This window comes from Stutzerimonas chloritidismutans (assembly GCF_020783375.1).
Classification (GTDB): Bacteria; Pseudomonadota; Gammaproteobacteria; order Pseudomonadales; family Pseudomonadaceae; genus Stutzerimonas; species Stutzerimonas kunmingensis.
On the sequence record NZ_CP086067.1, the window covers coordinates 3,969,671 to 3,989,392 of the forward strand.

Consider the following 19,722-nt stretch of genomic DNA (forward strand, 5'->3'; position numbering starts at 1 on the left):
GATCGCTCACCACAGCCAGCCCAGCCACAACAGCGCCACCAGCAGCCAGGCACTGAGCGTCAGGGCGCCGCGTTCCCACTGCCGATTCCAGCGCCGTTCGCGCGCCCGCCAGCGGTTCCGCTCGAGCTGCATCCCGGGTACTGGCAGTGGCGGCTGGCGCAGCAGGCGGGTGAGATACAGCGATGCCCACAGTGCCGGATTGGGCAACTGCGCCAGCCGCGACGGCACCCTCCAGCCACGGCGCAGCGCCAGCAGCGTCAGACCCAGAGCTGCCAGCAGCGGCCAGAGTGCCGACCACAGGCCCGCGGGATACACTCCAGCCAGCAGCGCTTCGCGCATGGTCGGCCAGAACCAGGGCACGGATAGCGACGCCATGCTGAGCAGTGCCCACGGCAACCACTGGCCGAGCGGCGCGCGTGCACTGGCGTGCTGCTGGTCGCGCCACATCAGCCAGAGCGCGCGCCAGAGCAGCAACGCGGTGGCGAAGCTGGCCAGGGTCAGCCAGGGCAACCAGGCGACGAAGGCGCTTTCATGCCAGGCCTCCTTCAGCAGGTACTTCACTGCCGCGCCGCTGGTGTACGGCGCGCCCATGATCGCCAGCGCCGGCAGCATCAGCAGCACCCAGCCCAGACGCGACAGCCGCCCTTCGTGGACCATCCCGGCGGCGAGGAACAACGCGCCCTTGGCCAGCCCGTGATGCACGCCGAACAGCACCAGCATCGTCAGCAGCGCCGCAGACGACGCCTCCGGGCTCCAGGCCAGTGCCAGGATCATCAGCATCCAGCCCATCTGGCTCACCGAGGACCAGGCCAGCACCGCCTTGGACTTGGCCGCGCACAGCCCCAGCGCAGCCGCATAGAGCGCGCCGAACAGGCCGGCGATCAGCAGCGGCGTGCTCCAGGCCGCCAGCGTCGGATCGCTCTCCGGCAGGCAGCGCCAGATGCCGAGAATGCCGGCCTTGAGCATCGCCCCGGAGAGTACCGCGCTGGCCGGCGCTGGGGCCTGCGGATGGGCCAGCGGCAGCCAGACGTGCAGCGGCCAGAACCCAGCCTTCAGGCCGAGCCCGAGCACCAGCAGGGCCAGGGTCAGGTGGTCGATCGGCTGCGCCTGCCAGGTGGCGAAGTCGAAGGCCTGTTCGGTGCTGTGACTGCGCAGCAACAGCCCGGCGAGCAGCAGCATTTCGCCGCAGACCGCCAGTTGCAGATAGAGACGTCCGGCCCGCCGCGGTCCCGGTCCAACGCGCTGCACGATCAACCCGTAGGCCGCGAGGCTCATGGCGCTGAAGCCAAGGTAGAAGCTCAATGCGTCGGTGGCGATGATCAGCAGCAGATTGCCGGCCAGCGCCAGTTGCCAGAACGCCCAGAAGCGCAGCCGCTTCCGATCGGTGGCCAGGCTGCTGTTGGCAAAGATCGCCGCGCAACTCCAGAGCATGGCGGTAAAGCCCAGCCAGGCGCGGGTCAGCGTATCGCTGGCGCCCCAGCGCACACCCTCCCAGAGCCACGGCAACTCCAACGCTGGAGGCGGTTGCAGCGCAGCCATCAGCGCCGGCGCACAGGCCAGCCACAGCCACGGCAGGCTGCGTTCGCGCAGCCACAACAGCAGAATGCCGCCGAGTAGCGGTGCGAAGGGCACCAGCAACCAGAGCCAGGCGTTCATATGGCGAACTCCCGCTCGACGATCAACTGGCTCCAGCCCAGCGGGCTGAGCGCGGTGGCCGCCAGCAGGCCGACCAGCAGCGACAGCAGCGCCGTGAGCAGCGGCGGCAGCAACAGCATCCAATGGGTTTCGAAACGCTCATCGGCCCAGCGGTTCTGGTGCCAGTCCGCTGGCTCGGCGAACCAGCCCCGCCACAGCAGCGGCAGGAAGTAGGCAGCGTTCAGCAGCGCCGAACCGAGCAGCACCAGCAGCACCCAGTCCTGACCGACCTCCAGAGCGCCGAGGCCGAGCGTCCATTTGCTGATGAAGCCGGCAATCGGCGGAATACCGATCATGCCCAATGCACCGATGGAGAACGCCGTCATGGTCCAGGGCATGCGCCGGCCGACGCCGTCCATCTCGCGGATGCGGTGAATGCCCAGGGTCTCGGCGAAATTGCCCGCGCAATAGAACAGCGTGACCTTCATCAGCCCCTGATGGACCAGATGGACCAGGCCGCCCACCGCCGCGATAGGCCCGAGCAGCGCCACCCCGAGGGTCACGTAGGACACCTGGCTGATGGTCGAATAGGCCAGGCGCTTCTTCAGCTCCTGCTGCTGCAAGGCACGCAGCGAGCCGTAGAGAATGGTCGCCGCCGCCAGCCAGAGCAGCGGCGTGGTGAGATCCAGCTGGGTCAGCGCCTCGGCGCCGAAGACGTCGTAGACCACCCGCACGATGCCGAAGGCCCCGGCCTTCACTACCGCCACCGCATGCAGCAGCGCACTGACTGGTGCCGGGGCGACCATCGCCTGCGGCAGCCAGCCGTGCAGCGGAATCAGCGCCGCCTTCACGCCAAGGCCGAGAATCAGCAGGGCGAAGGCCACGCGCAGCCCGACGTCATGCTCGCCGACTGCGTCCAGCAGGTAGCCGGCGGCCTGGAAATCCGGCGTGCCGGCCAGGCTGTGCAGCAAGGCCACGCCCATCAGCACCAGCGACCCACCACCGACGGTGTAGGCCAGATAGACGCGCCCCGCGGCGAGCGACTCCGGCGTGCCGCGATGCACCACCAGCGGAAAGGTGGCCAGGGTCAGCAGTTCGTAGAACAGCAGGAAGCTGACCAGATTGCCCGCCAGCGCCAGGCCCACCGTGGCGCTTACGCAAAGGCTGAAGTAGCCGAAGAAGCGCGAGCGCAGCGGCGAGTTTTCCAGGTAGCCGATGGCATAGATCGTCGTCACCGCCCACAGCAGGGATGACAACGCGACGAATAGCAAGGCCAGCGCATCGGCCTGCAGTACCAGCGGCACGCCCGGCAACAGTGGCACGCTGAAGCGGTACTCGCTGCCCTGGCTGACGCCATAGAGCATGCTGCCGACCAGCACCAGCTTGAGCGTCACGCCGAGCAGGTTGAGCGTCACACGCAGGCGCTGCTGGTCCTCGCGCAGACCGAAGATCACCAGGCCCGGCAGCAGCGAGCTGAGCACGATGCCCAATGGCAGAAACGCATGCCAGCTCATCGCCCGAGCCCTCCCAGCCAGAGCAGCAGCGGCTCGCTGATCAGCGCCAGCCCCCAGACCAGCAGCGCCGGCAGCAACGCCAGCCACTGCGCCAGACGGTCGGCATGAATGCTCGGCGGATTGGGCCGGGCACGGTCGAAGCCATGGGCGACGACGCGGAACACGTAGGCCGCCGACATCAGCGTGCCGAGCAATGCGCCCAGGGCCCAGGGCCAGTGCTGCGGCCGTTCGAACAGCGGCTGCAACAACAGCCACTTGGCCAGGAAACCGCCACTGGGCGGCAGGCCGATCAGGCTGCCGCCGGCCACGGCGAACGCCGCCAGGGCGATCGGCACGTTCTGGCTGGCGCCTTTCATGCCCGTCACCCGCTTGCTGCCGAGGATGCTCTGCAACTCGCCGGCCGCGAGGAACATCGAAACCTTGGCCAGCCCGTGGGCCAGCACGAACAGCCACAGGGCCGCATGCAGGCGCGGTTCGTCCAGATGCAGCAGCAGCCCCAGCGCCAGGAGCGCGTAGCCCAGCTGGGCGACCGTCGAGTAGGCCACCAGCGTCTTCAGCCGCGGCGCGCGCAGAGCCGACCAGCCGCCAGCGATCAGCGCCAGCACCCCGGCGGTGCCGAACAGCAGGCCGGCGTCGCGGCCGAATTCAGCCGGGGCGGTCTCGCTCCAGATCAGCCAGAGGATGTACAGCGGCCCCTTGACCACCAGCGCCGAGAGCAGCGCGCTGACCGCAGTCGGTGCCGCGGCGTGGGCCGGCGGCAACCACAGGTGCAGCGGCCACAGCGCGGCCTTGAGCATCAGCCCGAGTGTCATCAGCAGCAGCGCCAGATGGGTCACGCCATCAGCTTCGGTCAGTTGCGCCAGCACGGCCAGATCGAGCACGCCGTAGCGCCCGTAGATCAGCGCCACACCGAGCAGGTAGGCCAGCGAGCCGGCCAGCGACAGCAGCAGGTAGTTCAGCGCCGGCTTCCAGGCCTTGCGCCCGGCCAGCGACACCAGCGCCACCGCGACCAGGCTGAGCAACTCCAGCGTCACGTAGAGGTTGAACAAGTCTGCCGACAGCCACAGCGCGGCCAGTGCCGCGTGCAGCAGGCAGGACAATGGCCAGTAATCCTGATTTCCGGCGGCATGGGCGATGCGCGCCGCGTACAGCGCCACCAGCAGGTGCAGCCCGGACGTGAACACCAGCAGCAGCGCGGCCAGTGGGGTCAGGCGGAAACGGATCGCCAGCCCCGCCTCCCAGCCACCGACCAGCAGGCTGCGCTCGCCATGATCGAGCACCACCTGCAGCGCCATGATCGCCGCCAGGAGCGCGCCCAGGCTCAGCGCGATCACCCAGCGGCCGCTGCGCGCCGGGCGCAGCAGGATCAGCAGCAAGGCGCCGGCCAGGGGCAGCAGCAGGCTGACCAGGGCGGCGTTCATCGCTCGTGCTCCTTCGACGCGGCCAGCGCACTGCTCAGGCGCAACGCCAGCGCGGTCGCACTCACCGCCACCACCAGTCCGGTAACCACCAGCGCCACCAGCAGCGGATCGCTCGGGGCGTGACGCGCCGCCAGGGCGATCATCACCAGAAACACACCGCTGCCCATCAGGTTGATGGCGATGATCCGCCGCAGCGCATGGCGCAATGTGAGCAACCCGTGCAGGCCGAGCAGCCAGAGGGCGAAGCCGACGGCGATCCAGAACAGCGTGGCGCTCATGGCTGCGGCTCCGGGTCGTCGCCGATCACCAGCAGGCTCAGGCTGGCGGCGATGGAGAGTGTCGCCGCGGCCTCGATGACGACGATCAGCGGCTTGGCCCAGCCGGTCGGGTACTGCAGCCAGCCATCGCCAAACCAGGCGCAGGCTGCCGCCACCGCGACGAACAGCAGCAGGCCGACCAGCACCAGCAGGCGCAGCGGCCAGAAGCCCCAGCGCAACGCCGGCAACGCACCGGCCAGACGCAGCAGGACGATGCCGGAGGCCAGCAGCGCGCCGGCCTGGAAGGCACCGCCGGGCGAGGCGGCACCGCGCCAGAGTACATAGCCGCCGGCCAGCACCAGCAGCGGCGCGAGGGTTCGGCCCCAAGCGCGCAGCAGTGGCCAGGGCTCGCTCAGCTGCGGCTGCGGCGCGCCGAGCTGCCGTGCGCCGAGCAGGGCCAGCAGCAGGACGGCCAGCTCGAGCAAGGTGTCCCAGGCACGGAAATTGAGCAGCACCGCCGTGACCGGATGCTCGACGCCGCTCTGCGCCAGCGCGGCATCGATCTGCGTCGGCACGCTCGGTTGCAGTTCGGCCAGCGGCGCTAGCTGCGGCAAAACCATCAGCAAGAGCGGCAGCAGCACCGCCACCGCGGCCAGGCGCTGGCGGCGCGACAGCTGCGGCTCGCTGCCGGCCCGTGGCTGGCGCGCCAGCGCGGCGAACAGCAGCACACCGGTCAGCCCGGCGCCGATGGCGGCCTCGGCCAGCGCCAGATCGGCCGCGCCCAGTCGCGCCCAGACCAGCGCCAGCACCAGGCCGAAGGCGATGAACAGCAACACGCCGGCATACAGCTGGCGCACATGCAGCGCGCCACCGGCCAGACCGAGCAGCAACAGGCCGAGGACCGCGTCCAGCAGCCAGTCAGTCATCGCCGTCCTCCTCGTCGGATTGACGTGCCAGCAGCTGACAGGCGGTGGCGCCGGAGGCCAGAACCAGCAGCCAGATCAGTAGCATCTGCGCGACTTCCAGCACCCCGCCAGCGCGCAGCGAAAGGCCGGCGACCACCAGGCCGAGGCCGAGGGTGTCGGCCTTGGTCAGCGCGTGCAGGCGACTCAGGGTATCGGGAAAGCGCAGCAGACCGATGCTCCCGGCGGCGAAGAACCCCAGCCCACCGGCCAGCAGCAGCCAGCTGAAGAAGTCGAGCAGTTCACTCATGGCGGCTACGTCGCAGCAGCTGTACCAGCGCGGCGCTGATCATCGCCGCCAGCAGCGCCAGCACCAGCGCCGCATCGCGCAGTGCCGGCGCGCCCTGCCACTGCGCCAGCACCAGCAGAAGCGCCGCGCCGGTGGTGCCGAACAGCTGCACGGCAAGCAGCCGGTCGACCCGTCGCGGGCCGAGCAGTACGCGCCACAGACCGATGATCAGGGTCAGCAGCAGAAGTGCGCAGAACACTGCCATCAAGGCCGCCCCTCCGCGCCAAGCAGCCGCTCCAGGCGCAGTTCCAGTTCGGCCACGGTGGCTTGCCAGGGCAGTCGCTCATCCAGCACGTGCACACGCATCTCGTCGGCATCGACCCGCGACGCCAGGGTCCCGGGCAACAGCCCGACCATCGCCGAGAGCAACAGGCGCACCCGCGGCGACTGGCTAGTGAGCGGATAGGGATGCCACGCCGGCTGCAGCGGACAGCGTGGTTGCAGCGCACGCCGCGCCACATCCCAGCCACCGAGCAGCATGTGCTTGAGAAAGAAGCCGAGAAACGCCGGCAGCGCCGCCAGGCGCATGGCCATCGGGCGCAGGCCGAGCCAGAGGCTCAGCGCGACGGCCAGGGTGATCGTCGGCACACCCAGCACCCAGCCCTGTCCGGCAGCGAACAGCGCCCAGAGTGCGGTATAGAGCAGTGACCAGAAGAGTGCGTCGGTGGCTCCGCGACGCCATGCGGCCTGTGTCATCACAACCTCCTTGGCATTCCGATCTTTGTTACAAGTCGAGGCCAAGAGTTCGCCGCTGTCCACCAAACACCGCGAAGAGCCTTGTATCAGCAGATTGCCGTTCGGCCTGGCCAGCGGCGCTGCACCGCCTGTTTCTCCCAGCTGCGGGCCGCGGCAGGATCAGCACAGGTGTCTCAGGAACCAGTCGCCGGCCAGCCGCGCCACCTCCTCCAGCGTGCCGTGCTCCTCGAACAGGTGCGTCGCCCCCGGTACCACCACCAACTGATGCACGCACTGCAGACGGGCAGCAGCGGCACGGTTGAGTTCCAGCACCTCGAGGTCGCCGCTGCCGACAAGGAACAGCGAAGCCGCCTTGACCCGCGCCAGCGATAGATCCGCCAGGTCGACCCGGCCGCCACGCGAAACCACCGCGGCGATGTCCGCCGGCCGCGAGGCGGCGGTGGTCAGTGCCGCGGCGGCGCCGGTGCTGCTGCCGAACAGGCCGATGCGCAGATCGTGCAAGCGCGCATCGCTGCTCAGCTGGTCGACCACGCCGCTGAGGCGCTGGCTGAGCAGCGGGATGTCGAAGCGCAGCTGCCGGGTGATCTCGTCAATGGGCTGCTCGTGCTTGGTGAGCAGATCGAAGAGCAGGGTCGCCAGCCCCATTTCGTTGAAGCAATGCGCCACGCTGCGGTTGCGCGGGCTGTGCCGGCTGCTGCCGCTGCCGTGGACGAACACCACCAGGCCGGTGGCCGCGGGCGGCAAGCACAGCTCGCCGTGCAGGCGTGCCTTGCCGAGCGTGAAGCGCATGGGTGTCACCGGAAGCGGGGTCATGCCGCCTGCCCTCCCTGGGTCCACGCGCGCTCTAGCAGCTCCACCACCTGACGGTCGGGGGTCTGCTCGAAATGCTCGTACCAGCGGCCGATGGCATACAGGTCATGGGGTACATGCAGGCAGACGACGCGATCCGCCAATTTTTCCAGCTGCGCGATGCTCTGCGCAGCCGCCACCGGCACCGCAACGGTGATGCACGTCGCGCCCAGGTGGCGCACCGCCTGCACCGCGGCGCGCATGGTCGCGCCGGTCGCCAGCCCGTCGTCGACCAGGATCACGGCACGTCCGGCGATGACCGGCGGCGGTCGTTCACCGCGATAGGCCTGTTCGCGCCGCTGCAGCTCGTGGGTTTCCTGGGCGATGGTGCCGTCGATCTCGGCCCTGGAGACGTGGATGTACTGCACGATGTCGTCGTTCATCACACGCACGCCGCCGCTGGCGATGGCGCCCATGGCCAGTTCGCGATTGCCCGGCGTGCCAAGCTTACGCACCACCAGAATGTCCAGCTCGAGGCCCAGCCGCTGTGCCACCTCGAATGCTACCGGCACACCGCCGCGCGGCAGTGCCAGGACCAGCGCATCGCGCCAGTCGGCATCCTCCGCCAGGCGCTCGGCCAGCGCCGCACCTGCCTGGACTCGATCGTAAAAGGGGATCTTGAAGGTCATGGCAGGCTCCTTGGTTCCGGCACGGGCTGTATTGGAGTCTGGCTCAAGAATCGAGTGCCGGCAGGCCATCTGCGACGAACAACCCGTTTGACTGCCGGGCTTCGCGCACCGCCGATCGGAACGGATGTGGGCAAGATTACAAATTCGTTGCCGCCGACTCTCTGACGCCATTAAAGTGCCATCACCCGTTGCCGATAACCCGGGCAGACCCGTCGAATGTGCGCCCACTGCGACGGCGGCCAATGCCTGGGATGGATGACCAATGACCGAGAAGAACAACAAACCGGCGCCATGGCGTATGCGCAGCACCCTGCTGATGACGGTCAGCCTGCTGTTTCCCTCGACTCCCGTGCACGCGGCCGAACACCTGACGCTGCTGACCTGGGAGGAATACCTCAGCGAAGCGGTGATCGAACGCTGGCAAGCCGAAACCGGGGTCGAGATCAGGCAGATCTACTTCGATAGCGGCGACAAGCGCGACGAAGTCCTCGCCAAGCCCGAGCATCAGATCGATATCGCCCTGACGGAGCTGATCAGCGCCTCGCGCTTCGGCGCCCGCGGCCTGCTGGACCCGATCGACGACAAGCAGCTGCCGACGCTGCGTCATGTCCCGCAACGCTGGCGCAACAGCTGCGGGCGCTACGGCGTGCCCTACCTGTGGGGCACGCTCGGCATCGCCTATCGCAGCGACCGCCTGGAAAGCGCGCCACTATCCTGGAAGGACCTGCTGCAACCGGCTCGCGCCGACGAGCCACACATCATCATGATGGAGGACCACGAGGACATCCTCGCCAGTCCGCTGATCCTGCAGAACCATTCGATCAACACCTCGAACAACGACGAACTCAAGGCCGCCTTCGAACTGCTCATGGCTCAGGCCAGCGCCGTGCTGACCTACGAGTATGTGATCACCTCCCTGCGTAGCCAGCGTTACCTTGACCAGGCCGATATGGCCCTGGCCTACAGCGGCGACCAGCAGGTGCTCAACGAAGTCGAGGGTGTCGAGGGCGAACCCTGGCGCTACGTGGTGCCGGAGGAAGGCACGCTGCTGTGGGTCGATTGCCTCTCGATACCGACCAGCACCGGGCAAAAGGCGCTGGCCTACCGCTTTCTGGAGTACCTAAACCAGCCAGAGATCGCCGCGCTGAACGCCGCCGACCTGGGCGTCGCCACGCCGAACGCCGCGGCACGGGCGTTGTTGCCGGAGGAAATCCGCGAGGATTCGACCATCTACCCGCCGGAAGCGGTGCTGGAGCGTAGCCAGGTCTACCAGATGCGGCCGCTGGAGGGCACGCAGACACGGCGACGCATCATCAGCGCACTGATCAATGCCCATGACGCTAGGTAAACGCACGCTGCTGGTGATCTTCCCGGTCATTCTGATCATCCAGCTGGTTGCCTCGACCACCGCCTACCTGACCCAGCGCGCCTCGCTGCTGGGGCTGGAGCAGGCGCGCCTGGAGCAGCAGCTCTCGGCACTGACCTCCGCCTACCTGGACTATGAGGCGTTCAATCGCAGCGTGCTCTACTCGATCATGGATAGCGAGGCGCTGCTGCTGTTCCTGCGCGAGTCGGACACCGACTTTCGCAACGACACCCTCGGGCTGCGCATCCAGCAGAGCATCCGCTCGCTATCCAATACCGAGCTGACTTTCGTTTCCCTCGCCGTCGTGCAGCCCGACGGCAGGCCGGCCTACTACTTCGAAAGCAGCCTGTCGCCATTCGCCTCGATGAATGCGAGCCAGCAGCGGATCGTCAGCGAAGCCAGACGGTCATCGGCATCCGGCAACACCCTTTACGTCGAGCAGGCCGATGACGACCCGCTGCTGATGAACACCGACTTCATCCTGCCGGCCTCCAGCAGCCGGCCACTGCCAAGCCAGCGCGCCGAAGCCTTCGCCATTCAGCTGGCGGTGCGCCCGGAGCGCTTCCTCAAGCTCAAACGCAGCCTGGAAAGCGAATACGGCGCGCCTGTCGAAATCGCCGACGAGCCGTTGCTGGCGGTCGCGGGGTTGTCCGCCAGGGTTTCGCTATCGCGCTCTCTGCATGCACGGCTGACACCGGCGCCACACTACACCGCCGAGCGCCTGCAGACCCTGGGGCTCGCCTTCATCGCCGGCGGTGCGCTTATTTGTCTGATCTCCATCGGCCTGCTGCTGTGGCTGATCCGCCGTTCCATTACCGGCCCCATCAGCCAGCTGGACGACCAGCTCACCGACCTGCTGCTGTGCAAGCGCGACGCGCTCGACGAGCCGACCGATGGCGGCGAGATAGGCCGGCTGACGGTGAACATGAAGACCCTGCACGACCGCAACACCGAAGCGCTACAACGCATCCGCGAAATATCCTGGGAGGACAGCCTGACCCAGGTCAGCAACCGGGCGCACTTCGGCGTGCTGGCCAATACCATGTACGAGCAGTGCATGCGCACGCACAAGCGGCTGGCGCTGCTGTTTCTCGACCTGGACAACTTCAAGCAGGTCAACGATCAACACGGCCACGAGGCCGGCGACGCTCTACTGCGAATCTTCGCCCAGCGTGCCCGCGGCGTGCTCGAACGTCATCGCACCGACTACCCACAGACGGAAACAGCCCTGGCGCGCCTGTCCGGCGACGAGTTCGCCATCCTGCTGCTGAGCGAAGCCGGCGACGGCGGCCTGCAGCAACTGTGCGACGCGCTGCTCGGCCTCTGCCGCGGCGGGTTTCGTCTGGAGGATCGCCTGTATCCGGTCAGTGTCAGCATCGGCACCGCCTGCTACCCGGAAGATGCGGACTCGATTACCCAGTTGCTCACCCGTGCCGACACTGCCATGTACCAGGCCAAGGCCGAGGGCAAGAACACCGCGGTGGCCTTCAGCGGCGAGCTGGAGCGACGCAACGAGCGAATCCGCCTGATCGAAGACCAGCTGCGCGAGCTCGACGGCGACGACCAGCTGCGGCTGGTCTACATGCCGGCGCTCGATCGCGAAGGCGCAGTGGTCAGCTGCGAAGTGCTGCTGCGCTGGCATTCACCGATCCTCGGGACGGTTTCGCCCGGCGAATTCATTCCCATCGCCGAGCGTGCCGGGCTGTTCCCGAAGATCGACAGCTGGGTCATTGATCATGCCCTGGCGGAGTACCCGAAACTGGTGCAGCTGTTCGGCGAAGGGGTGCTGCTGGCGATCAACGTGTCCTCCGCGCAGCTCAACGACGACCGCATCTGCCGCTACCTCGTCGAGCGCGCCGCCCATCACGGCGTAGAGCCGGGCCGAATCGAGATCGAGCTGACCGAGACCTACGCCGCCGAGCTGTGCAAGAACACCATGGAAGTGGTCCAGGCGATTCGCCGCGCAGGCTTTCGCGTCGCCATCGACGATTTCGGCGTCGGCTATACCTCGATCCAGCAGCTGCTCGAGTACCCCGCCGACACCATCAAGCTGGACATGGCGATTATCACCCGGCTGACCCGCCCGGAGATGCAGCAGAGCCTGAGCGCCCTCATCGCCTTCTGCCACGCCCAGGGCAAGCGCGTGAATGCCGAGGGCGTCGACAACATGGAAAAACAGTCGGCACTGCTGCAGGCCGGCTGCGACCTGTTCCAGGGTTACCTGATCTCGCCGCCGCGCTCGCTGGCGGCACTGGATGACTGGATGGCGGTACGCAACCGCGCCCAGGGCGCGCTGCGTCTGGAGCCGCTACCGCCATCGACTAGCCCGCTAGCCAACCCGGCCGCAGTCAGCAGCGACTACTAGATGGAATCTTCCTCGGCAGCGCCGGCAGGATTGGCGCGCGTCGACATGGCGAGGATTTCCGGCACCACGTCGCGCGCGAACACATCGTGCAGCCGGCGCAGCTCGGCGAACGGGTCGGGATGATGGTCGACGCGGATATCCCACAGCGGGTATTCCTCGTTATCGACCACATACACCGTTGCCGACGACTCGCCATGACGATCACCGCCCTGGGCATCGCCGGCGGCGATCGCCTCCATCAAACGCTCCACCAGCGGCAGGTGTGCGCTGCGCTCATAGGCTTCGCAGGCGGCCTCCAGCACCTCGCGGCCCTTTAGCCGGTTGCCCTGCACGCAGAACTGTTCGCCAGCGATCGAGCCGGCCCAGGGCAGGCACTTCTCCCCGGTCCAGCAGGCCGTGCGGCCCTTGCTGTCGATCACCGCGCACTGGCGCTGGCTCATACAGGGATCGGTGCGCCGCAGCCGCTCCAGCACCTCGGCCGCCGGGCTGAACTGGCGCAGGAAACGCAGGCCGTCGATACCGAGGTACGGATTGATCTGTGCCTGGGTCGCCACCGCCCCGACATGGGCCGCCGCGTGGGTCAGCAACTTGCCCACCGCGGGCATCGCCGTGGCCGCGGCCACGCCGAACTGACCGGTGCGCGGGCAGCGGGCGATGATGGAAAAGGTCATGGGCGTGCTCTCTGGATTCGTCAGGGCTTAGGCCCGGGCCGAGCGGCAAACGTTCAGAGCGGGCGGCTCACTCGGGCAATTCGACACTGACCTTGATCGCCGAATACCAGGCCGTGACCGCGGCGATATCCTCGTCGCTCAGCCCGGAGGCGATGACGCTCATCTGCGGATGCTTGCGCTCACCGGAGCGGAAGGCCTGCAGCTGGCGCGCCAGGTACAGCTCGCCGTTGCCGGCCAGGTTCGGTGCATCGGCGACCGTGGCGATGCCATCGATGCCGTGGCACGCGGCGCACATCTTGGCCTTGGCCTTGGCCGCGGTCAGATCGGCCGCCAGCGCCGGAAGGCAGGCGCTGCCCACCAGCAATGCCAGCACCAGGGACAGCCACCGCTTGAGATCCATCGACATGCAGAAATCCTCGAATGGCGCCGGCTACCGCGAACGGCAGCCCGGCGCAGCGGCTCAGTTGCCCTGGTAGGAGATGCGGTAGATGGCCCCGGCAGTGTCGTCGCTGACCAGCAACGAGCCGTCCTTGAGCTGGGCGACATCGACGATGCGGCCGTAGTACTCGCCGGTTTCCTCATCCAGCCAGCCTTCGGCGAAGGGCACCGTCTCGCCGGACGGACCGCTGCCATCGGCCTCGAACGGCGTGAACATCACCCGCGCACCAGCCGGCACGGTGCGGTTCCAGCTGCCGCGCTGGGCGCTGAACAGCCCGCCGCGGTACTGCTCGGGAAACTGCTTGCCGGTATAGAACATCAGGCCCATGTCGGCGGCATGAGCGGTGGTTTCCACTACCGGCGGGGTCAGGCCATCCGGCGGGGTCTCGTCGGCATATTCGTTGGTGCGCACCTGACCACCGCCGTACCAGGGCATGCCGAAGCGCATGCCTGCCTCTGGCGCATGGTTGATTTCGCCCGGCGGCGTATCGTCGCCCATGCCGTCGACCTGGTTGTCGGTAAACCACAGCTCCTTGCTGGTCGGGTTATAGGTGATGCCCACGGAGTTGCGCACACCGGTGGCGTAGACCTCGCGTTTGCTGCCGTCGCGCTCCATGCGCACGATGCCGCCGATGCCGTGCTTGGCGTACAGGTCGAGCTTGTCCTTGGGTGGCACGTTGTGTGGCTGGCCGAGGGAGATGGTGAGCTTGTTGTCCGGGCCCACGGCACAGACCCGCGCCCCGTGGTTGTAGCTCTCCTCGTCCTTGGGGATCAGCTCGCCGGTCGGGACCACGATGTCCGCCGCCACGTCCGGCCCCTCGTAGAAGAACTCCGCCGCCGGGAACACCAGCACGCGGTTGTGCTCGGCGACGAAGAGGAAGCCGTCCGGGCTGAAGCAGGGGCCGGGCTGGGTGAAGGAAATCGCCGGAGCGAAGCGCTTCACTTCATCGGCCGTGCGGTTCTTGGTGCGGTCGGTGACCGTCCACAGGTCGGTCTTGCGGGTGCCGACGAACACCACCCCGCTGGAAGGCCCAACCGCCATATGACGGGCATCCGGGACTATGGCGTAGAGATCGATGCGAAAACCCTCCGGCAGCTTGATGCGCTTGAGGTTGTCGCGGATGGCGTCGGCGGTGGGTCCATCCTGGGGGATGGTCTTCATGTCCAGCGACTGGCCGGTGGTCTTCATCGAGCGCATGCGCTCCAGTGCTTCATCACTGGTCGGTGCCGCAATCGCAGCGGCACAGCTCATCGCGAGCAGGGCGCTCAGGGTCAGGCAGGGAATCTTCATGGCACGCACCTCAGGGCACCGCCGCGTGGGGCGGTCATCTTGTTGTTATGGCGTTCCCGGCGACGAGCTGCGCACCGGGCATGCGGCTAGCTGCCTGCTTCAGCGTAGCGGCCGCCTGGCCATTTACCACTTGAGGTGCCGTGCGGTGTGGATCAACCCTGGCGCAGCGAAAGGCCCTTGAGGAAATTGCGCAGCAGCTGATCGCCGCAGGCGCGGTAGTTGCTGTGGCCGGGCTTGCGGAACAGCGCGCCGAGTTCGGATTTCGACAGCTGCAAGTCGGCGGCATGCAGGATCGCCTGCAGGTCTTCGTCGCGCAGCTCGAAGGCCACCCGCAGTTTTTTCAGGATCTGGTTGTTGCTGACCGGCAGCTCCAGCGGCGGTGCCGGACGGCTTTCGTCCTTGCCGCGCTTGAAGTAGATCAGCCCGTCGAGAAAACGGGCCATCGCTTCGTCCGGGCATTCCTGATAGCCGTCCTCGTCCTCGCGGCTGAGCCAGGCGCGAACCTCGGCCTCGTCCACCGTGCAGCCACCCAGGGCGGCAATTTCGGCCATCTGTGCATCACTGGCCTTGAGGGTGTAGCGCAGGCTGCGCAGGACGTCGTTATTGAGCATGTTCGCTCCTCACTGAGAAAAGGCCGGCAGTGTGCGCTTTCGGGCGCCCTGCGGCGAGTCCGATCAACCGTCTTCACGCTCGCCGAGGCGACGGTACAACGTGCGCCGGCCGATGCCGAGCAGGGCCGCGGCGCGGCGCTTGTTGCCGTCCACCAGCTTCAGCACATGCTCGATATAACGCAGCTCCAGCTCCTCCAGAGTCGGTAGCAGCGGGCCATCGCTGAGCTGAGTGAGCAGTTCGGCGCCGGCACTGCGCGCCTTGTCATCACGATAGTCGGCGATGCGGCTGGGCAGGTGCTCCAGCTCGATGCTGCGCCCGTGGCAGAAGGTCACCGCACGCTCGATGGCGTTCTGCAGCTCGCGCACGTTGCCCGGGAACGGATAGCGTCGCAGCTGCGCCAGGGCCGCCGGCGCGATGCCGCGCACCGGCCGCCCGCTGCGCGCGGCAAAGTGGGCGACGAAGCCGGCGGCCAGCAGTTCGAGGTCCTCCTCGCGATCACGCAGCGGCGGCACCTGCAGGATGAAGGTTTCCAGGCGGAAGAACAGGTCCTCGCGGAAGGCCTCACGGCCGGCCTCGGTTTCCAGCGGGCGGTTGCTCGCCGCGATGATGCGCACATCCACGCTCAGCTCACGCTCGGCACCCACCGGGCGGATCGTGCCTTCCTGCAGCACGCGCAGGAGCTTGGCCTGCAGCGGCAGCGGCATCTCGCCGATCTCGTCGAGAAACAGCGTGCCACCGTCGGCCTGCTGGAAAAGTCCCTTGTGCGCGCGGTTGGCGCCGGTGAAGGCGCCAGAGACATGGCCGAAGAATTCGCTTTCCAGCAATTCGGCCGGCAGCCCGGCGCAGTTGATCGCAAGGAATGGCCCTCTGGCACGTTCGCTTTCCGCATGCACGGCGCGGGCGACCAGCTCCTTGCCGGTGCCGCTCTCGCCGATCACCAGCACCGGCCCCTCGGCGCGGGCAAGCTGGCGGATCTGATCGAACAAGCCGCGCATAACCCGGCTGCGGCCGAGCATGCCGTGGAAACGGTCGTCGCTGAGCAGCTGCTGGAAGCGCCGCACCTCGTCGCGCAGGCGTCGCGTCTCCAGCGCACGGGCCACCGCCAGGGCGAAGTGCTCGAGGTCCAGCGGCTTGGTGAGGAATTCGTCGGCGCCTTCCTTGAGCGCCGCCACGGCCTGCTGGATGCTGCCGAACGCGGTGATCACCAGAAATGCCGGTGCCGCCTGCATCGTCTTGACCCGTCGCAGCAACGCCATGCCATCGGCACCGGGCAGGCGCAGATCGCTGACCACCAGCGCCGGCTCCCAGCTTTCCAGCGAGCCGACCGCCTCCTCCGCACTGGCCAGCGCGCGCACCTGCAGGCCGCGATCTTCCAGCTCCTCGACCAGCAACTGGCGCAGGCTGTCGTCGTCCTCGACCAGCAGGACCCGCTCCTGCGTCACTTCAGTCATGCTCGACCTCCTCGTCGATCAATGGCAATGCGATACGGAAGGCCGCGCCCGGCAGGCCGCCGTCGACCAATTCGATACGCCCGCCACACTCGCTGACCACGCCATGGGCCACTGCCAGCCCCAGCCCACTGCCCTCACCCACCGGCTTGGTGGTGAAGAACGGCTCGAACAGCGCCGCGCGGTTCGACTCGGCAATGCCGGGACCGTCGTCCTCGACCTGCAACATCAGTTCGGCAGCATCGCGCCACCAGCGCAGGCGCACCAATCCGCCAGGGCTGGCCTGGGCGGCATTGCGCAGCAGATTGGTCAGCGCCTGCTCGAAACGCGGCGGGTCGACCCGGCAGTACAGGGTTTGTGCCGGTGCCTGCAGCTCCAGCCGAACCTGCAGCGCAGCCAGCTCATCGGCCACCGCCGCGGCTGCCGAATGCGCCAGCACCTCGGCGGGCACCTTGCGCAGCGGCGAGCCTGCGGCGCGGCCGAAATCCAGCAACTGGCGGACTATGGCACTGAGCCGCGCCACCTGCTGGCGAATCTGCAACAGCGCGCGGCGATGGGTTTCGCCCAGCTCGTCGTCGCGCAACACGCGCTGCGCCTTGCCGTCGATCACACTGAGCGGGCTGCCCAGCTCATGCGCGACACCAGCCGCCAGCCGCCCCACTGCCGCCAGTTGCTGACTCTGGCGCAGGCGTGCCTGCAACTGCTCTTCGCGGGCCTGCTGCTCGGCCACCTGGCGTTCGGCGGTGGCGATGCTGTCGAGCATCTGATTCAAGGCGCCGGAGAGCACGACAATCTCCTGCGGCCCGCTGCGCGGTGCACGATGCTCGCGCTCGCCGGCCGCGACGCGCTCCATGCTACGCGCCAGCTGCTGCAGATGCTTGCCCACCGCGGAGCGGTGACCGAGCAGGATCACCACCAGCGCCACCCCGGCGAGCAAGCCGCCCAGGCCCGCGGCGATCAGGCGCAGGCGGCGGATGTCCTGCTCGAAATCGCCCCAGCGCCGGGTCACCTGCAGCAGGCCATTGATCTGCCCGCCACTTTCCTCCAGCGGAACAAAGTAGGAATAAACCGGGCGGCCATTGATGCGCTGATAGGTGCCAGTCAGCTCGCCGCCGGCGGTGAGCTGCTGGATCGCCGACTCGTCCTGATCCGGTTCCACTGCACCGGCATAGGCCGCGAGCTTGCCATCGCGATCGTAAACGTAGGCGCCATACACGCGACCGACGCCGAGCACCGATTCCAGCACCTGCTGCAGGGTGCGCTCGTGGTTCTTCTCCAGGCTGGCGCTGAGCGGCAGGCGCACCGCCCGCGCGACCAGCTCGACCTCGGCCTGCAGGCGCCGCTCGCTGCTGCGCTCGACCGTCCAGAGCACCACCGAACTGAAGCCGAACATGATCGCCATGAGCGGCACGATGACCTTGAGCAGAAGCGCGCCACGCAGGCTCGCCGGGCGCTGCCAGATTGATACATGTGTCATACCGGCACACTACAGGACCTTGCGACGAGGGGCCACCGCGTGGCGATGAAATGGACAATTAGTTATTTATCAATCGGTTATGCGATAGATGAAGACCTGGCACGGCTGCTGCACTGTTGAAGGCGTCTTTAACCGAAGCAGGAATGAACATGACCCAGCACAACGCTCGTCTCGCCTTCGCCGGAATCTTCTCGCTGTTCCTCGGCCTGGCCGCCCCCCTTGCATCGGCGCAATCAGCCAACCCCGCCCCCACCGCGCAGCCGGCGGCCGGTGCACAGGCCCAGCAGTTCGGTGAGAAAAAACTGGAAAGCTTCGCCGAATCACTTGGCGAGATCATGGAGATCCGCGAGGAATTCACCGGCAAGCTGCAAAAGACCGAAGACGCCGACAAGGCTCGCGACCTTCAACAGCAGGCCAACGAGAAGATGCTCGGCGTGATCGAGGAAAACGACATCAGCATCGACGAGTACAACGCCATCAACGAAGCCGTGCAGACCGACCCGGAACTGCGCAACCGTGTGATCGCGATGATGAAGTGAAGCGTTGCTGTAGCGCTGCGTTAGGCACGTTACGCGACGGGAAATGCCCCGCTCAGGCAATCCCAGCGGGGCTATTTCGCATCATGCGGCCCGAGCGCGAGTCCTAACTTCGCGCTCGGCTTGCAAAGAGTAGCGGCGCCATATGACGCAGCATCCCCTTGACGAACCACTACTCAAGCTCACCTGGTGTAGCTGAGCGGTGAGGTGGGTCCGCGGTCACCGTATCCTGTTCGGTGCGATGCAGATTGCGATTAGGTACCGAGTCGCTGTCCGACAAACCTTCGACCGGCCGACCGTCCTTCGTGACGATCTGACCCTGCTCGTTTCGATGTGTTTCGAGCTTCTCCTGAGGGGTCGGAATACCCATCTGACTTGCCCGCGAGCCGGTGTCATCACGAGGGGTACCCGCCGGCCATTGTGCGACCGCATGCGGTACGGATAGAAAAAGCGTGGCCATCGAAATGGAAGCAAGCAAGTATCTGTTCATGGTGTTCTCCTCTTCCCCTGGGCGGTGAGCCCAGCTCAGGGCGGTGGAGGCTTCTGCCAGGTCAATTACTCGCTGCGCCTACTGGCTTGCAGACGAGCATAGCAATCGGGCCGCCCGCGGAGTATTTACCGGGCACTTGCATGACGACCTCTTCGTTCGGGCTGATCGAAGCAGCGGGTGTAGCCGTCATGGCCGTTTCCTCAGGCAGAGCATGGAATTGGCAGGAGGCGATCTCCGCGCTGCGATTGGTCACCTTGATCGCCGGTACACCACGAAGATCGACCTGTTCAGAGGATGCCGAAGGCACGCCAAGTTCCTCGATTTCCATATTCATGCCATTCAGACGAGTCACGACCATTGGGTCGTCGGCTAGAGCAGGGAGAGCAGACGCGAGGGCAGCGAACGCCAAAATTGGTCTTTTCATCCGGGTTCTCCATTGAGTCTTACTACGTGAGAACGGTTAGGCACCAAGGAGTTCGCTGGCCCGTCAGGTCACGGCGGGCCTGCAATAATTCGCGCCACCTCTCCCCCTCGGCTTGCAGATGCTCGAGCACGGTCCGGAAGCGCAGGCCGTCATCGTCTAACAGCTATGCCTGTAGCGCTGCGTCGTAGCTTGAGCTGCTGAACGCCTTCTGGACCTTGGAATCCACGGCGACCGCGTCACACAAGATGAACATGTCTTGCTCGAAACTCGGCGCTTAAAGACGACGCCAGATCTATTAACTGGCCAGCGCCACACTCGCTAGCCGGGAAAATAGATTCGCGCTTTTCGCTAC

21 protein-coding genes are annotated in these 19,722 nt (G+C 66.9%); 3 read left to right on the forward strand and 18 right to left on the reverse strand.

The window, feature by feature from the left end:
- Window positions 1-6 precede the first annotated feature (6 nt).
- The 10 genes from LLJ08_RS18665 to LLJ08_RS18710 form a co-directional block, all read right to left on the reverse strand.
- A complete protein-coding gene (locus LLJ08_RS18665; RefSeq protein WP_228207655.1) occupies window positions 7-1,656 on the reverse strand; it encodes a complex I subunit 5 family protein in 1,650 nt (549 codons plus the stop codon).
- On the reverse strand, window positions 1,653-3,149 hold the full coding sequence (locus LLJ08_RS18670; RefSeq protein ID WP_101276239.1) for a complex I subunit 5 family protein: 1,497 nt from the start codon (window positions 3,147-3,149) through the stop codon (window positions 1,653-1,655). Before LLJ08_RS18670 ends, LLJ08_RS18665 begins: the two co-directional genes overlap by 4 nt.
- Window positions 3,146-4,570 carry a complex I subunit 5 family protein gene (locus LLJ08_RS18675; protein ID WP_101276241.1) on the reverse strand — a complete coding sequence of 475 codons (1,425 nt, stop codon included), beginning with the start codon at window positions 4,568-4,570 and terminating at the stop codon, window positions 3,146-3,148. Before LLJ08_RS18675 ends, LLJ08_RS18670 begins: the two co-directional genes overlap by 4 nt.
- Window positions 4,567-4,848, reverse strand: a complete 282-nt coding sequence (locus LLJ08_RS18680) for an NADH-quinone oxidoreductase subunit K (RefSeq protein ID WP_042925405.1) — start codon at window positions 4,846-4,848, stop codon at window positions 4,567-4,569. The genes LLJ08_RS18675 and LLJ08_RS18680 overlap by 4 nt, the downstream gene beginning before the upstream one ends.
- Window positions 4,845-5,753, reverse strand: coding sequence for a hydrogenase subunit MbhD domain-containing protein (locus LLJ08_RS18685; RefSeq protein ID WP_228207656.1), 909 nt, complete (start codon window positions 5,751-5,753; stop codon window positions 4,845-4,847). The genes LLJ08_RS18680 and LLJ08_RS18685 overlap by 4 nt, the downstream gene beginning before the upstream one ends.
- On the reverse strand, window positions 5,746-6,039 hold the full coding sequence (locus tag LLJ08_RS18690; RefSeq protein ID WP_014821872.1) for a cation:proton antiporter: 294 nt from the start codon (window positions 6,037-6,039) through the stop codon (window positions 5,746-5,748). The genes LLJ08_RS18685 and LLJ08_RS18690 overlap by 8 nt, the downstream gene beginning before the upstream one ends.
- A complete protein-coding gene (locus LLJ08_RS18695) occupies window positions 6,032-6,283 on the reverse strand; it encodes a monovalent cation/H+ antiporter complex subunit F (RefSeq protein ID WP_044314691.1) in 252 nt (83 codons plus the stop codon). The genes LLJ08_RS18690 and LLJ08_RS18695 overlap by 8 nt, the downstream gene beginning before the upstream one ends.
- The gene (locus LLJ08_RS18700) at window positions 6,283-6,774 is read right to left on the reverse strand and encodes a Na+/H+ antiporter subunit E (RefSeq protein WP_014821874.1); all 492 of its coding nucleotides are present in this window, start codon (window positions 6,772-6,774) and stop codon (window positions 6,283-6,285) included. Before LLJ08_RS18700 ends, LLJ08_RS18695 begins: the two co-directional genes overlap by 1 nt.
- Before the next feature lie 159 nt (window positions 6,775-6,933).
- On the reverse strand, window positions 6,934-7,587 hold the full coding sequence (locus tag LLJ08_RS18705) for a dienelactone hydrolase family protein (RefSeq protein WP_192871767.1): 654 nt from the start codon (window positions 7,585-7,587) through the stop codon (window positions 6,934-6,936).
- On the reverse strand, window positions 7,584-8,252 hold the full coding sequence (locus tag LLJ08_RS18710; RefSeq protein ID WP_228207657.1) for a phosphoribosyltransferase: 669 nt from the start codon (window positions 8,250-8,252) through the stop codon (window positions 7,584-7,586). Before LLJ08_RS18710 ends, LLJ08_RS18705 begins: the two co-directional genes overlap by 4 nt.
- 262 nt (window positions 8,253-8,514) lie before the next feature.
- Between LLJ08_RS18710 and LLJ08_RS18715 the strand changes: the two genes are divergently transcribed.
- Together LLJ08_RS18715 and LLJ08_RS18720 are read left to right on the forward strand one after the other, a co-directional pair.
- Window positions 8,515-9,600, forward strand: coding sequence for a polyamine ABC transporter substrate-binding protein (locus LLJ08_RS18715; RefSeq protein ID WP_228207658.1), 1,086 nt, complete (start codon window positions 8,515-8,517; stop codon window positions 9,598-9,600).
- The gene (locus LLJ08_RS18720) at window positions 9,587-11,983 is read left to right on the forward strand and encodes a putative bifunctional diguanylate cyclase/phosphodiesterase (protein ID WP_228207659.1); all 2,397 of its coding nucleotides are present in this window, start codon (window positions 9,587-9,589) and stop codon (window positions 11,981-11,983) included. The genes LLJ08_RS18715 and LLJ08_RS18720 overlap by 14 nt, the downstream gene beginning before the upstream one ends.
- On the opposite strand, the gene LLJ08_RS18725 is transcribed toward LLJ08_RS18720, so the two are convergent.
- The 6 genes from LLJ08_RS18725 to LLJ08_RS18750 form a co-directional block, all read right to left on the reverse strand.
- Window positions 11,980-12,654 (reverse strand): DUF1028 domain-containing protein, encoded by a 675-nt coding sequence (locus LLJ08_RS18725; RefSeq protein ID WP_041015262.1) that lies wholly within the window; start codon window positions 12,652-12,654, stop codon window positions 11,980-11,982. The genes LLJ08_RS18720 and LLJ08_RS18725 overlap by 4 nt on opposite strands.
- Window positions 12,655-12,721: 67 nt before the next feature.
- Window positions 12,722-13,060 carry a c-type cytochrome gene (locus tag LLJ08_RS18730; protein ID WP_023444509.1) on the reverse strand — a complete coding sequence of 113 codons (339 nt, stop codon included), beginning with the start codon at window positions 13,058-13,060 and terminating at the stop codon, window positions 12,722-12,724.
- A 54-nt stretch (window positions 13,061-13,114) separates the two neighbouring features.
- On the reverse strand, window positions 13,115-14,383 hold the full coding sequence (locus tag LLJ08_RS18735) for a PQQ-dependent sugar dehydrogenase (RefSeq protein WP_228207660.1): 1,269 nt from the start codon (window positions 14,381-14,383) through the stop codon (window positions 13,115-13,117).
- A 152-nt stretch (window positions 14,384-14,535) separates the two neighbouring features.
- The gene (locus tag LLJ08_RS18740) at window positions 14,536-14,994 is read right to left on the reverse strand and encodes a YehS family protein (RefSeq protein WP_014821882.1); all 459 of its coding nucleotides are present in this window, start codon (window positions 14,992-14,994) and stop codon (window positions 14,536-14,538) included.
- Window positions 14,995-15,057: 63 nt separating this feature from the next.
- Complete coding sequence (locus LLJ08_RS18745) at window positions 15,058-16,446, reverse strand: sigma-54-dependent transcriptional regulator (RefSeq protein WP_228207661.1); 1,389 nt, start codon at window positions 16,444-16,446, stop codon at window positions 15,058-15,060.
- On the reverse strand, window positions 16,439-17,920 hold the full coding sequence (locus tag LLJ08_RS18750; RefSeq protein ID WP_014821884.1) for an ATP-binding protein: 1,482 nt from the start codon (window positions 17,918-17,920) through the stop codon (window positions 16,439-16,441). The genes LLJ08_RS18745 and LLJ08_RS18750 overlap by 8 nt, the downstream gene beginning before the upstream one ends.
- Before the next feature lie 149 nt (window positions 17,921-18,069).
- Between LLJ08_RS18750 and LLJ08_RS18755 the strand changes: the two genes are divergently transcribed.
- Window positions 18,070-18,459: a DUF4168 domain-containing protein gene (locus LLJ08_RS18755; protein ID WP_125896642.1), complete on the forward strand. Its 390-nt coding sequence runs from the start codon at window positions 18,070-18,072 to the stop codon at window positions 18,457-18,459.
- A gap of 169 nt (window positions 18,460-18,628) precedes the next feature.
- On the opposite strand, the gene LLJ08_RS18760 is transcribed toward LLJ08_RS18755, so the two are convergent.
- Together LLJ08_RS18760 and LLJ08_RS18765 are read right to left on the reverse strand one after the other, a co-directional pair.
- Window positions 18,629-18,946, reverse strand: coding sequence for a hypothetical protein (locus LLJ08_RS18760; protein ID WP_228207662.1), 318 nt, complete (start codon window positions 18,944-18,946; stop codon window positions 18,629-18,631).
- A 61-nt stretch (window positions 18,947-19,007) separates the two neighbouring features.
- Window positions 19,008-19,370, reverse strand: a complete 363-nt coding sequence (locus LLJ08_RS18765) for a hypothetical protein (protein ID WP_110778328.1) — start codon at window positions 19,368-19,370, stop codon at window positions 19,008-19,010.
- Window positions 19,371-19,722: the final 352 nt, after the last annotated feature.